General features: G+C 67.0%; 17 protein-coding genes and 1 tRNA gene. 9 read left to right on the forward strand and 9 right to left on the reverse strand.

All coding sequences use genetic code 11. The features are described 5' to 3' along the window. The first annotated feature begins 108 nt into the window (after positions 1–108). The 5 genes from ccmE to VF643_RS13025 are packed head-to-tail and all read left to right on the forward strand — an operon-like array spanning position 109 to position 4,010. On the forward strand, positions 109–543 hold the full coding sequence (ccmE, locus tag VF643_RS13005; protein ID WP_331043811.1) for a cytochrome c maturation protein CcmE: 435 nt from the start codon (positions 109–111) through the stop codon (positions 541–543). Beyond that, positions 540–2,435: a heme lyase CcmF/NrfE family subunit gene (locus VF643_RS13010; protein WP_331043812.1), complete on the forward strand. Its 1,896-nt coding sequence runs from the start codon at positions 540–542 to the stop codon at positions 2,433–2,435. Before ccmE ends, VF643_RS13010 begins: the two co-directional genes overlap by 4 nt. After that, positions 2,432–2,962, forward strand: coding sequence for a redoxin family protein (locus tag VF643_RS13015; RefSeq protein WP_331043813.1), 531 nt, complete (start codon positions 2,432–2,434; stop codon positions 2,960–2,962). The genes VF643_RS13010 and VF643_RS13015 overlap by 4 nt, the downstream gene beginning before the upstream one ends. Continuing rightward, complete coding sequence (locus VF643_RS13020; RefSeq protein WP_331043814.1) at positions 2,959–3,357, forward strand: cytochrome c-type biogenesis protein; 399 nt, start codon at positions 2,959–2,961, stop codon at positions 3,355–3,357. The genes VF643_RS13015 and VF643_RS13020 overlap by 4 nt, the downstream gene beginning before the upstream one ends. After that, positions 3,357–4,010, forward strand: a complete 654-nt coding sequence (locus tag VF643_RS13025) for a hypothetical protein (protein WP_331043815.1) — start codon at positions 3,357–3,359, stop codon at positions 4,008–4,010. Before VF643_RS13020 ends, VF643_RS13025 begins: the two co-directional genes overlap by 1 nt. Positions 4,011–4,013: 3 nt before the next feature. Here the strand turns inward: VF643_RS13025 and VF643_RS13030 are convergent, their stop codons facing one another. Next, the gene (locus VF643_RS13030) at positions 4,014–4,226 is read right to left on the reverse strand and encodes a DUF3072 domain-containing protein (protein WP_331043816.1); all 213 of its coding nucleotides are present in this window, start codon (positions 4,224–4,226) and stop codon (positions 4,014–4,016) included. Positions 4,227–4,277: 51 nt separating this feature from the next. Continuing rightward, positions 4,278–5,381, reverse strand: coding sequence for an alanine dehydrogenase (ald, locus tag VF643_RS13035; protein ID WP_331043817.1), 1,104 nt, complete (start codon positions 5,379–5,381; stop codon positions 4,278–4,280). Between the two features lie 136 nt (positions 5,382–5,517). On the opposite strand from ald, the gene VF643_RS13040 reads away from it, so the two are divergent. From VF643_RS13040 to VF643_RS13050, 3 genes are all read left to right on the forward strand, one after another. Next, on the forward strand, positions 5,518–7,434 hold the full coding sequence (locus VF643_RS13040) for a potassium transporter Kup (RefSeq protein WP_414713867.1): 1,917 nt from the start codon (positions 5,518–5,520) through the stop codon (positions 7,432–7,434). Further along, a complete protein-coding gene (locus tag VF643_RS13045; protein WP_331043819.1) occupies positions 7,431–7,958 on the forward strand; it encodes a 2'-5' RNA ligase family protein in 528 nt (175 codons plus the stop codon). The genes VF643_RS13040 and VF643_RS13045 overlap by 4 nt, the downstream gene beginning before the upstream one ends. Positions 7,959–8,004: 46 nt before the next feature. After that, positions 8,005–8,078, forward strand: a tRNA-Met gene (locus VF643_RS13050). Here the strand turns inward: VF643_RS13050 and fdhD are convergent. The 4 genes from fdhD to VF643_RS13070 all read right to left on the reverse strand — a co-directional run bounded on the left by fdhD (position 8,038) and on the right by VF643_RS13070 (position 9,732). After that, entirely contained in the window at positions 8,038–8,742 is a 705-nt protein-coding gene (gene fdhD / locus VF643_RS13055) for a formate dehydrogenase accessory sulfurtransferase FdhD (RefSeq protein WP_331043900.1), read from the reverse strand. The genes VF643_RS13050 and fdhD overlap by 41 nt on opposite strands. Before the next feature lie 116 nt (positions 8,743–8,858). Further along, positions 8,859–9,365, reverse strand: a complete 507-nt coding sequence (gene mobA / locus VF643_RS13060) for a molybdenum cofactor guanylyltransferase (protein WP_331043820.1) — start codon at positions 9,363–9,365, stop codon at positions 8,859–8,861. Continuing rightward, positions 9,362–9,583: a hypothetical protein gene (locus VF643_RS13065; protein WP_331043821.1), complete on the reverse strand. Its 222-nt coding sequence runs from the start codon at positions 9,581–9,583 to the stop codon at positions 9,362–9,364. The genes mobA and VF643_RS13065 overlap by 4 nt, the downstream gene beginning before the upstream one ends. Continuing rightward, complete coding sequence (locus VF643_RS13070) at positions 9,571–9,732, reverse strand: hypothetical protein (protein WP_331043822.1); 162 nt, start codon at positions 9,730–9,732, stop codon at positions 9,571–9,573. The genes VF643_RS13065 and VF643_RS13070 overlap by 13 nt, the downstream gene beginning before the upstream one ends. Positions 9,733–9,839: 107 nt before the next feature. Between VF643_RS13070 and trxB the strand changes: the two genes are divergently transcribed. Further along, positions 9,840–10,808, forward strand: coding sequence for a thioredoxin-disulfide reductase (gene trxB, locus VF643_RS13075; RefSeq protein WP_331043823.1), 969 nt, complete (start codon positions 9,840–9,842; stop codon positions 10,806–10,808). Here trxB and VF643_RS13080 read toward each other — a convergent pair whose 3' ends face one another. Genes VF643_RS13080 through VF643_RS13090 form a run of 3 tightly spaced genes read right to left on the reverse strand, consistent with a single transcriptional unit; the run spans position 10,809 to position 12,530 of the window. Then, the gene (locus tag VF643_RS13080) at positions 10,809–11,552 is read right to left on the reverse strand and encodes a hydrolase 1, exosortase A system-associated (RefSeq protein ID WP_331043824.1); all 744 of its coding nucleotides are present in this window, start codon (positions 11,550–11,552) and stop codon (positions 10,809–10,811) included. It lies immediately after the preceding gene. Next, complete coding sequence (locus tag VF643_RS13085) at positions 11,540–12,256, reverse strand: hypothetical protein (protein WP_331043825.1); 717 nt, start codon at positions 12,254–12,256, stop codon at positions 11,540–11,542. Before VF643_RS13085 ends, VF643_RS13080 begins: the two co-directional genes overlap by 13 nt. A 1-nt stretch (position 12,257) precedes the next feature. Then, positions 12,258–12,530: an acyl carrier protein gene (locus tag VF643_RS13090; RefSeq protein ID WP_331043826.1), complete on the reverse strand. Its 273-nt coding sequence runs from the start codon at positions 12,528–12,530 to the stop codon at positions 12,258–12,260. Positions 12,531–12,571 lie beyond the last annotated feature (41 nt).

The raw sequence follows: 12,571 nt of genomic DNA on the forward strand, positions 1-12,571 counted from the left end.
TGCGAGCATGAACCCGTGGCCGTTCGTCGCCGCAGCCTATGTGCTCACGCTGGGCGGCACGGCCGTGCTGGTCGCCGCGTGCTGGCTGGCCATGCGGCGGGCGGAGAGATGAAGCCCAAGCATCAAAGACTGACCCTGGCGCTGCTCGCCTTCGCGGCGGTCGTCGGCGCAGGCCTGCTGGCGCTGTCCGCGCTGGGCGAGCAGGCGTCCTTCTTCTACGCGCCGTCGGACGTGCGTCGCGAGGGTGTGCCGGTAGGCCGTGCGGTTCGGCTCGGCGGGATGGTCGCAGGCGGATCGATGGCCCGAGCGCCGGACGGCGTGACCGTCCGCTTCGTGGTTACCGATGGTCGCGCGACGATCCCGGTGGTGTTTGCCGGCATTGTCCCCGACCTGTTCCGCGAGAATTCGGGCGTCGTCGCGGAAGGGGCGTTCCAGCGTGACGGCACGTTCGTGGCCAGCAACCTGCTCGCCAAGCACGACGAAAAGTACATGCCGCCGCAGATCGCGGGCAAGATGCACGAAACCAGGACGCTGGAGCCATGATCGCCGAAGCCGGCCTTGCCGCGCTGTGGCTCGCCGCGGCGCTGGCTGCATTGCAGATCGTAATGGGGGCGCTCGCGTTGCGCACCGATGACCCGGCGATTGCCGCCGCCGTCCGGCCGGTCGCCATCGTTCAGGGCGTACTCGTGGCCATCGCGATGGCCGCGCTGGTCGCAGTGTTCCTGGCGTCCGACATGACCGTCAAGCTGGTCGTGGAGAACAGCCACTCGGCCAAGCCGTGGATGTACAAGTTTGCCGGCGCCTGGGGCAATCACGAAGGCTCGATGCTGCTCTGGGTGACCATTCTCGGCGTCGCGGGTGCGGGCGTCGCGCTGCTGGAGCGGCGCATCGGGGAGCGAACGCTGATCGCGACGCTGGCCGCGCAGGCCGCGATCGCGCTAGGATTCTATGCCTTCCTGCTCTTTGCCTCCAACCCGTTCGCGCGTCTGCCGGTCGCCGCGCCCGATGGATTGGGCCTCAATCCGCTGCTGCAAGACCCCGGCTTGGCCTTCCATCCGCCGACACTCTACCTCGGCTATGTCGGGCTTTCGGTTGCGTTTTCCTTCGCAGTCGGTGCGCTGGTCACGCGCGACGTCGGACCGGCCTTTGCCCGCGCGATGCGCCCCTGGGTGCTGGGTGCGTGGATATTCCTGACGCTGGGGATCACCGCGGGTTCCTATTGGGCCTATTACGAACTGGGCTGGGGCGGCTGGTGGTTCTGGGATCCGGTCGAGAACGCCTCATTGATGCCGTGGCTGGCGGCCACCGCGCTGCTTCACTCGGTCAGCGTATTGGCCACGCGCGATGGTCTGCGCGCCTGGACGGTCATGCTGGCGGTCGTGGCGTTTTCGATGTCGATGATCGGCACCTTCATCGTGCGATCCGGGCTGCTGACCAGTGTCCATGCGTTCGCGGTCGATCCCACGCGTGGCACCTTCATCCTCGTCCTCCTTTGCCTCTACATCGGCGGCGCGCTTGCGCTGTTCGGCGCGCGGATCGGCACGGTTCGTCAGGGTACGACCTTCGAGGTGGTGAGCCGGGAGGGCGGTCTGGTCGCCAACAATCTGCTCCTGTCGGTGATCCTGGGGATCGTCATGATCGGCACCTTCTATCCAATGGTGGCCGAGGCGTTTGGGCGACAGCTGTCGGTCGGCCCGCCCTTCTTCAACCGCGCGGCGGGGCCGGTGGCGTTGGTGCTCGTCGCGGTTATGGCGGCCGGCCCCTTGATCCGTTGGCGGCGCGATGAGGGGCAGGCGGTCATCGCGCGCCTCACCTGGCCGATCGCGGCGGCCGCGTTCGCGGGTGCGACACTGGTCGTCTTCGCGCTGCCGATGAACCCGTTGCCTTTCGCCGGAATCGCTTTGGCGGTCGGCCTCGCGGCGGCGAGCGTCGCGCCTTTGTGGAAGCGCAATCTGGCGCGCACGCCGCTGTTCACCTGGGGCATGGTCGTCGCGCATCTCGGCATCGCGATCGCGTTGGCGGGAATGGCGTGCGACGCGGCGTTCACCGCGGAACGGCTGGTGGCACTGCGGGCGGGCGAGTTCGCCAAAGTGGGGCCGTACACCGTCCATTTCGATGGCATCTCGCCGGTCATCGGAGAGAATTGGTCCGCGCTCGAAGCTCGGCTGACGGCGACCCGTGGTGACGATTCGCTGATCCTTCGCCCGCAATCGCGCTTCTTCGCGACTCCGCCAACCGCCACCAACGAGAGCGCCATCGCCACGAGGCTCGATGGGCAGCTCTATACGGTTCTGGGTCAGCCCGACGGCACCGGGCGTTGGCAGATGCGGTTCTGGTGGAAACCATTCGTCACCCTCATCTGGCTCGGCGGGGCGCTGGTCGCCTTGGGCGGGATGCTGTCGCTCGTCGGACGGATGCGAAAGCGGCGGGCGTGAGGCGGTGGTTGATCTGGACGCCGCTGGCGGTGTTCGCGCTGCTCGCGATCGCGGTGGCAGCCGGCTTGCACAAGCCCGCCGATCGCACCGTGCGCTCGGCACTTGCGGGCAAACCGCTCCCCGCGTTCGCTCTGCCGCCGCTTGTCCCTGGCAAGCCTGGAGTTGCATCCAAGGATTTCGCACGCGGGGAGCCGCGGTTGCTCAACGTCTTTGCGAGCTGGTGCATCCCCTGCGTCGCCGAAGCCCCGCAGCTGCTGGCGCTCAAGCGCATGGGCATCCGCATCGACGCGGTGGCGATCCATGATACCGCGCCCGCGGTGGCCGAGTTCCTTGCCCGCAACGGCGATCCCTATGCCGCGATCGGCGATGACGCGCGCAGCACGGTGCAGCTGGCATTGGGCTCGTCGGGCGTGCCCGAGAGCTTCGTGATCGACGGCCAGGGCCGTATCGTGTCGCAGCATGTCGGCGACATCCGCGCCGACGATGTCGCCGGCCTCGCGGCCGCCGTCCGGGCCGCGCCACGATGAAGCGCCTGTTTCTCCCGCTGCTGTTCGTCTCCACCGCGCTCGCCGCGCAGGGCACGCCGTCCGAAGCGATGGCCGATACCCAGATCGCCGACCCGGCCCGCGAACGCGCCGCCAAGGGCTTGATGGAGACCTTGCGCTGCGTGGTGTGCCAAGGGCAGTCGATCGCCGACAGCGACGCGCCGATGGCGGCCGACATGCGCGCCCTCGTCCGCCGCCGGATCGCGGCGGGCGAGGCGCCGGAGCAGGTGCGTGGCTGGCTGGTCGCGCGTTACGGAGATTATGTGACCTACGATCCGCCGCTGACCGCCGCCACCGCACCGCTGTGGATCGCGCCGCTCGTGCTGGTTGCGATCGGCCTGCTGGTGGCGCGCGCCAGCTTCCGGCGGAAGCGGTGATGGGCTGGCTCTGGCTCCTACTGCTCGCCGCGGTGGCCATGGGGATGCTGGCTTTGCTCGGGGTGAACCGCCGGTTATGGTCGTTCGCCGGGGCCGCGCTGATGCTCGGTGGTGCGGGTTATGCGCTGCAAGGCAGCCCGGCCCTCGTGGGTCGAACGGCGGTGGCGGGTGCTGCGGCAGTGCCGGATGATCCGGCGATGATCGCGCTCCGCGACGACATGTACGATCGCTTCACGTTAGACGGCGCCTATCTGATCGCATCCGATGCAATGATCGCGCGCGGTGATGATCGCTCGGCGGTGCGGGTGCTGCTGGGCGGCATAGGCAAAATCCCGCGCAGCGCCGCGCTGTGGACTGCATTGGGCAGCGCGTATGCCCGGCACGACGGAGGCCAGGTTTCTCCAGCAGCGCGCTTCGCGTTCGAACAGGCGCGGCGGCTGGCCCCCACTTCGCCCGCGCCGCCATTCTTTCAGGGGCTGGCCCATGTTCGGGAGGGAGACCTGGCGGCAGCGCGGCCGCTCTGGGCGCGTGCGCTGGCGCTGTCGCCACCAAAAAGATCGTATCGACAGGGTATCGCGCTACGTCTCGCAATTCTCGACCGGTTGATCGAAATGCAGAAGGCCGGGCAGGACGCCGGACCACCGCCGCGCTGAGGGCTATTTACCGCGCCCGGTCTTCTCCTGGAGCGCGTCGATCGCCTTCGACGCTTCTGCCTTGGTCAGCGTATCGTCGAAATCTTCATGCGCTTCCTCCGACAGGGTCTTGAGATAACTCGCCTGCGCACCGGTCATCGCCTCGTCGCCGGTGGTCCAGTCGTCCGGGTTCTTTTCCGCGTTCGAGAAGGGTTCGGTCTTGGGATTGTCGGTCATGGCGTGTTCCTTTCGCCACGATCAACACCTCTGTTCCTTATTCGTTCCCGATCAGCTCCATGCCTCGAACGGCATGTCCAGGGCCTCCGCCACCGCTGCATGCCGGATCTTGCCCTGCGACACGTTCAGCCCGGCCGCCAGATGCGGATCGGCGCGCATCGCTGCGTCGGCACCCAGGTTGGCGAGCTTGAGCGCAAAGGTCAGAGTCGCGTTGTTGAGCGCAAACGCCGAAGTCCGTGCGACCGCGCCCGGCATGTTCGCCACGCAATAATGGATCACCCCGTCCACCTCGAACACCGGGTCTTCGTGGGTGGTCGCGTGGCTCGTTTCGAAACAGCCGCCCTGGTCGATCGCGATGTCGACCATCACCGAACCGCGCTTCATCGTCTTCAACATCTCGCGCGTCACCAGCTTCGGCGCAGCGGCACCGGGCACCAGCACCGCGCCGATCACCAGATGCGCGTTCTTCACCGCCGCCGCGATCGCCGCTTTGGACGCGTAGGCCGTCTTGATCTGGCTGGAGAAGAACATGTCCAGTTCGGCCAGCCGGTCGTTGTTGATGTCGTAGATCGTCACGTCGGCGCGCATCCCGACCGCCATCTGCGCGGCGTTGATCCCGGAAACGCCGCCGCCCAGGATCGCGACCTTGGCCGGAGCGACGCCCGGCACACCGCCCAGCAACACGCCGCGCCCGCCCTGTTCCTTCTCCAGATAATGCGCGCCGACCTGCACCGACATGCGCCCCGCAACCTCGCTCATCGGTTTGAGCAGCGGCAAGCCCCCGCGCGGCGCGGTGACCGTCTCATAGGCGATGCACGTCGCGCCCGACCGGACCAGGCCCTCCGCCTGCGGCTTGTCGGCTGCCAAATGGAGGTAGGTGAACAGCAGGTGCCGCGGCTCCAGCATCGCGACCTCCGAGGGCTGCGGCTCCTTGACCTTCACGATCATCTCGGCCTGCGCGAAGACCGATTTGGCATCCGGCAGGATCGTCGCGCCCGCGGCGATATAGGCCGCATCCTCGAAGTCGATGCCCAGCCCTGCGCCGGTCTCGACGACGACATGGTGCCCGGCTGCGACCAGTTCGGCGACCGATGGCGGGGTCAGCCCGACGCGATATTCGTGATTCTTGATCTCCCGGGGAACTCCGACCTTCATGGCATCCTCGCTGCAATGGCTATGTGCCGGCTATAGCGTCGCCCACGCGCCGTTGCACGGTCCTTCCCGTGCATGCTAAACGCCCCGGCTTCCGGGCGGAATTCTGCCGGCCGGCCGTTTTTGCGGGGCCGCTGACCTGATGACCGATGTCGCCAATGTTGCCGCGCCCCCCGACGACGGCCATGCAGGGGGCCACGGCGGGAGCGGCGGGATCAAGCTGGCGCTCGGCGCGATCGGCGTCGTCTTCGGCGATATCGGCACCAGCCCGCTCTACGCGCTGAAGGAAGTGTTCGTCGGCCACCATCCGCTGGCCGTCGACAAGCTGCACATCTACGGCGTGCTGAGCCTCGTCTTCTGGTCGCTGATCCTCATCGTCACCATTAAATACGTCTTCCTCATCATGCGTGCCGACAACAAGGGGGAGGGCGGCAGCCTGGCGTTGCTCGCGCTGATCCAGCGGCTCGATGGCGGCGGGCGTTGGACCGCGAGCCTGGTCATGCTCGGGCTGATGGCGACCGCGCTGTTCTTCGGCGATGCCATGATTACGCCCGCCATCTCGGTGCTGTCGGCAGTCGAGGGGCTGTCGGTCGTCAACGCCGGGTTCACGCCATACGTTCTGCCGATTTCCATCGCGATCCTCATCGGGCTGTTCGTCTTTCAGGCGAAGGGCACCGACACCGTCGGCAAGCTGTTCGGGCCGATCATTCTCGTCTACTTCCTCGTCCTCGCCGTGATGGGCGTCGCCAACATCGTCGATCGGCCCGAAGTGATCGAAGCCTTGAGCCCGCATTGGGGCTGGCGGTTCTTCGCCAACGATCCCGGCCTCGCCTTTCTGGCATTGGGATCGGTGGTGCTCGCGGTGACGGGCGCAGAGGCGCTCTATGCTGACATGGGTCACTTCGGCCGCCGGCCGATCGCGATGGGTTGGCTGTGGATCGTGTTTCCTGCGCTGATCCTGAATTACCTCGGCCAATGCGCGCTGCTGCTGGGCCACCCGGAAGCCGCCGCGAACCCGTTCTACCTGATGGTGTCGGAGGATTATCGCCTGCCGCTGGTACTGTTGGCGACCATGGCCACGATCATCGCCAGCCAGGCGGTCATCACGGGCGCGTTCTCCGTCGTCCAGCAAGCCGTTCAGCTCGGGCTGATGCCGCGCCTACGCATCCTGCACACCAGCGAGTCCACGGCAGGCCAGATCTACGTACCCCTCATCAACTGGACGCTGATGGTGCTGGTGATCCTGCTGGTGCTGGGCTTCCGGGAATCGAGCAATCTGGCCGCGGCTTACGGCATCGCGGTCACGGGTACGATGTTCATCACCGCGGTCATGCTCGGCGTGTTGGCGCGTCGTGTATGGAAGTGGCCGCGGCTCGTGACCTGGCCCGTGGTCGGCGTGTTTCTGACCATCGACGGTGCGTATCTCGCGTCCAACATGACGAAGATCCCGGACGGCGGCTGGTTTCCTCTTTTCGTCGGCGCGATCGTCTTCACGCTTTTGACCACGTGGTCGAAGGGGCGCCAGCTCATGATCGACCGCTTGCGCGAAGCCGCGATGCCGCTGCGCATCTTCATCGACTCCGCAGCCTCGTCGGCGTCGCGCGTACCCGGCACCGCGGTTTTCATGACCTCGACCGCGGAGGGCGTGCCCCATGCGCTGCTCCACAACCTCAAGCACAACAAGGTGCTGCACGAGCGTGTGATCCTGCTGACCGTCAAGATCGCCGGGCAACCCTATTGGCCGGAGAACGACCGCGCACACCGGGAGTCGCTGGGCGAGGGATTTCACCGCCTGATCCTGCGCTACGGTTTCATGGAGGAGGCCGACGTGCCCGCCGCGCTCAAGTCCGTCCATGAGTGCGGCACGGATTTCAAGATGATGGACACCAGCTTCTTCCTCTCGCGCCAGACGCTATTGGCGTCGGATCGGCCGGGGATGATGATCTGGCGCGAACGGCTGTTCGCCTGGATGCTCCGCAATGCGGAAAGCGCGATGGAATTCTTCCGCCTGCCGACGAACCGCGTCGTCGAACTGGGCAGCCAGGTCGAGATTTGACCGCCCCCGTTTCGGCGCCCATCCCCGCGCCCATCATCGTCACGGCGCTGTTCGGTCCTGCCGATCAGGCGTGGCTGGAGGCGATGCGGCAGCGGCATTTTCCGCCCGAGCGCAACCAGCTTGCCGCGCATTGCACTATGTTCCACCATCTGCCGCCTTCGGCCGAAGCCGAGTTGAAGCACCGGCTGACGCAGGAAACACGCGGCGTCCGCGCGCCGCAGGCCAAGGTGGCCGGGTTGATGTCGCTCGGCCGCGGCGTGGCCTATCGCATCGTCTCGCCCGAACTGGTCGACATCCGCGCGCGGCTGGCGGAGAAGTTCTGCGGGTTGCTGACACCGCAGGACGCGGGTGGCTGGCGCGCGCATGTCACCATCCAGAACAAGGTTCAGCCAGCGATCGCCAAGCTGCTGCTGCACGAACTTGAGCGCGACTTTCGCACGCGCGATGTGGAGGTCGTGGGGCTGGCGACATGGTGGTATCGCGGCGGCCCCTGGGAAGCGCTGTCGCGCCACATGTTCGCTTGACCGTTAACCGGCCCCTTCCTATAGGCGCCGCTCTTCGATGCGGTTGGGCGGGGTAGCTCAGCTGGTTAGAGCACGGGAATCATAATCCTGGGGTCGGGGGTTCAAGTCCCTCTCCCGCTACCGCGTCGAAGCAGTTCCACGGATCGTTCAGCACCAGCATCGCATCGGCCCGCGCCAATGCGACCAGCGTCAGCCCGTGCGCGCGGGCATGATCGACCGCCAGCGTGGTCGGCGCCGAGATGCCGACCAGCATCGGCGTGGACGCGACCAGCGCCTTGTCCGCCATCTCGAAACTGATCCGCGACGTCACCAATATGAAGCCGGGCACGCCGCAAGCGGCCGTCGCGCCGATCAGCTTGTCGAGCGCATTGTGCCGCCCGACGTCCTCATACGCCGCCACGATCGTGCCGTCAGGGGCGCAGGCCGCTGCTGCGTGTACCGCTCCGGTCGCGCCATTCAGCGGTTGATGGTCGCGCAAGGCCGCGATGGCGGAAAACAACGCCCTTGCGCCCGAACGCGGGCGTGGGGGAATGTGGGCGACCGGACGCCGCAATTGCTCCAGGCTCGCGATCCCGCACAGACCGCAGCCGGTGTCGCTGGTGCGATGGCGGACGCGATCATGGATGCGTCCGCGGCAGCGATCGGCCAGAGTGACGCGGACGATCCAACCGGCCTCCGCCTCGAACGGCTCGACCGACAAGACGTCCCTTGTGCTATCCGCCAGCCGCTCGGTCAGCATGAAGCCGATCGCGAACGCGTCCAGATCGGCGGGCGTCATCATCATCACGGCATAGCCAATGCCATCGACCTCGATCGCCACCGCGGCCTCGCATGCGACCACGCGCTCGCTTCGCCGCACGCCTCCGGGGGTCAGCACGAAGGTCGGCTCTATGCGGGTCGTCACAATGTCAAAAGATCCTCACGCGTGTTGACGTTGGCGATCCGCTCTCCCGCCACGATCGGCAGCGCGCCGACCGCGCGCGCCCAGCGCAAGACCGACCGATCCGGTGCACCGTCGACATGTGCCATCAAATGCGCGCCCAGCGCGGCAGGCCAATGGCCGAGCACTGGCGCCTCGACGCAATAGGCGGGCATCCGCCGCAGCAGCGCCGCGACAAGGCCGGGCGGCAGTTGCGGCATGTCGCATGCGATGGTCAGCACCGATATATATCCCTGGCTCGCACCATGATCGAGCGCCGCGGCAATGCCTCCCAGCGGGCCGAGGCCAGGGCGTGGAAGATCGGCGAGTCCGCCCGGCCCGATCACGATCACCGTGTCGACATGATCGCGAATTGCCGCCGCCGCATGCTCCGCAAGCGTCCGTCCACCCCAGTCAGCCGCGGCCTTGTCCGAACCGAAGCGCGACGATCGCCCGCCCGCCAGCACCGCACCCAACACCCGCATCATCCGGCCTTGCGGATGCGCACCGGCACCGATTTGCCCGCTGGAACATGGCTTTCCAGCGCGCGATGATCGATCGGGATGAGAAAGTTCAGTTCGGGATAATAGCCACCGATGCACCCCGCTGGAATGCCATGCTCCACGACCTGCAACCCCTCGACCACGCGCTCGACGCCATCTTCGGCGTCGCTTTCCACCGCTTGCCGCAGGATCAGCTGACGCACATCACGCCCCGGGGCTTGTTCTGGCGGCGCAGCGGGTCGAGCAGGTCGGGGCTGACGCCTTCCTGCGGCACGATCTTGGCCATGCCGGCCATCGACCCCCGGCCGCCGGCGGCGCCACGATAATCCTTGATCTCCCGCTCGTCGCTCATTCGCGCGTCCTCCACGGTGCGCTCAACGTACCCGGCCGCCATTCGATGCGGTTCATTTCCGTGATGCAAATCACTAGATGACAGACGAATCGAGGATTTTCCACACCATGACCATCCACAAGACCCGCATGCTCATCCTCGGCTCGGGACCGGCGGGGCTGTCGGCCGCCATCTATGGCGCGCGTGCGGGGATGGCGCCGATCGTGGTGCAGGGCATCCAGCCCGGTGGCCAGCTGACCACCACGACCGACGTCGAGAACTACCCCGGTTTCGCCGACGTCATCCAGGGTCCGTGGCTGATGGAGCAGATGCAGAAACAGGCCGAGCATGTCGGCACGACGATGATGTGGGACACGATCACCCAGGTCGATCTTTCGCACCGCCCCTTCCGCCTGACCGGCGACAGCGGCGACGTCTACGAAGGCGAAGTGCTGGTGATCGCGACGGGCGCGCAGGCCAAGTGGCTGGGTCTCGACAGCGAGGAGGCGATGAAGGGCAAGGGCGTCAGCGCCTGCGCGACGTGCGACGGATTCTTCTACCGCGGCAAGAAGGTGGCGGTGATCGGCGGCGGCAACACCGCGGTCGAGGAAGCGCTGTACCTGACCAACCATTCGCCCGACGTCACGCTGATCCACCGCCGCGACACGTTGCGCGCCGAACGCATCCTTCAGGAAAGGCTTCACGCGCATCCGGGCATCACGGTGCTCTGGAACAAGGAGGTCCGCCAGTTCGTCGATGGCGGCGGCAATGCCGGGCTGGTCGCTCTCACGCTGGAGGATACGCTGACGGGCGAGCAATCGCGCCTGGCGGTCGACGGCGGCTTCGTCGCGATCGGCCATCATCCCGCGACCGAATTGTTCCGCGGGCATCTGGCGCTGGACTCCGACGGCTATATCGCGGTCGAGACGGGATCGACGCGCACCAGCGTATCGGGCGTGTTCGCGTGCGGCGACGTGGCGGACAAGATCTATCGCCAGGCCGTGACCGCCGCCGGGACCGGCTGCATGGCCGCTCTGGACGCCGAACGCTTCCTTGCGGAGGCCGAGTTCGCCGAACTCGCGCAAGCCGCCGAGTAATCAGCGGGCTGCGTCGATCAGGGCGCGTTCCAGCGCGTCGACATGTCCGGCAAAGCTGTGCGAGGCCGTGTCGATGCGGATGACGCGAACGGCTTCGGGCATGCTGACCGCCGCGGCGAATACCTGCGCGGTGCGGTCTCCCGTGGCCAGGATGACGGTCGTCGGACGGCGCGCCAGCGCAGCGGCGATCTGCGCGGTAAGCGGCTGCTCGGTTGGTCTGGCGAACGCACCGGCCATGGTTTTAATCGTCGAGGACACGCCGGCCTTGGCTGCGCCTCGCCAAGCCGACGCGCGAAAGACCTGGCGCATGTAATGGTTTCGTAGGGCCGCGGGCGGCGGCGGGGCATCCTCATCCCCCAGCCACGGATTCGCAAGAACCAGCGCGTCGAACCCGTCAGACAGCAGCGCCAGCGCGGTGGCGGCATCGCAATTGCCGAAGCCTATCACGCGCGTGACGTGTGGCTGCTCGCGGCGAAATGCGGCTAGCGCGGCGGCGATGTCGGGGGCGGAGGCTGCATAGCCGCCGTTGCTCCCTTGCGAATCGCCGATACCGCGTCGGTCGAAGCGCAACACCGGCACATCGCCGGCGGCGAGCCGCTGCGCCAGCAACGCCATGCCGCGATGCGCGCCGCTGCGGACCTCGTTGCCGCCGGATACGATCAAGACGCCCGTCGTCCCGAGCGCCTCGTCGACGGTGCCGATCAGCCGGTCGCCTTCGCATGAAAACTGGATCAGGCGGCGCACGTCTTCATCCATGCGGCGATGTCATCCGCCAGCCTCGCCGCCAGCGCGGGATCGTTGCCCGGTTCGGCGCGGCGCCACAGCGCAACGCCTTCGACCAGGCGATCCGCGGGTCGTGGATCGCCCGCCAGCCGAACCAAGCGACGCGGAATTCCGGGTTGGTCGAAGGGGGCCGCGGCGCTCAGCGATGACAGGAAATCCGCGGACAACGCCGTGCCGGCTATGACGACGGGTTCGTCGTCACCGTATATCATGGCGTCCAACGATTGCTCACCGGCCGGGCGGCGTTCCTGCGTCAGCCAGACCCGATGGAGATCGCGCAGCAATTCGGCGCCGGTGACCGGGCTGAGATGCCAGCGCCCCTGATGAAGCGCGCAATAATCCAGCAGCGCGCCACTCCGAATGCCCAGCGCGAAGGTCAGCCGGCCCTCCGCGTTCAGTCGAACGGTCACGGCTTCCAGCGCCTCGGCAAGCCGTAACACGGTCAAATCCGCGATCGGGATCAGGCTCTCGCCCTGGCCCGGCAGATCGGGCAGCACGCTGGCGATACCGCGCTCGGCGAGCGCGCGCAGCAGCGTCACCACGAACGTACGCGTGCGGTTGGCTTCTTCGAGCAGCGGCAATGCCGCCACCATGACCGGGCCGTGGTCCGGCCCGAAGCGCAACATCGCCTCGCGCCCGCCGGCCCAGTCATAATGGTCGATCACCTTACCCCAGCACCTTGCCCGAGGCGAAGGTGACCAGCGCGCCGAACGTCTCCAGCATCTCGCCGTCGACTTCATCGTCCTCGATCAGGATGCCGAGGCGATCCTCGATCTCGGTCAGCATGCCGGCGACCGCCATCGAATCGAGTTCCGGCAGCGCGCCGAACAGCGGCGTTTCGCTGCGGAAGGCGGCGGCACGTTCGGGCGAGACGCCCAAGACATCGACCAGCACCGCGCGAACGGTTGCTTCGACTTCGGCTGTACCTTCGGGGATCACGCGCGCCCTTTCGCGGTTTGTCGTCGACCCTGCGTTAGAGC

It is taken from the genome of Sphingomonas sp. (assembly GCF_036387595.1).
Taxonomy (GTDB): domain Bacteria; phylum Pseudomonadota; class Alphaproteobacteria; order Sphingomonadales; family Sphingomonadaceae; genus Sphingomonas.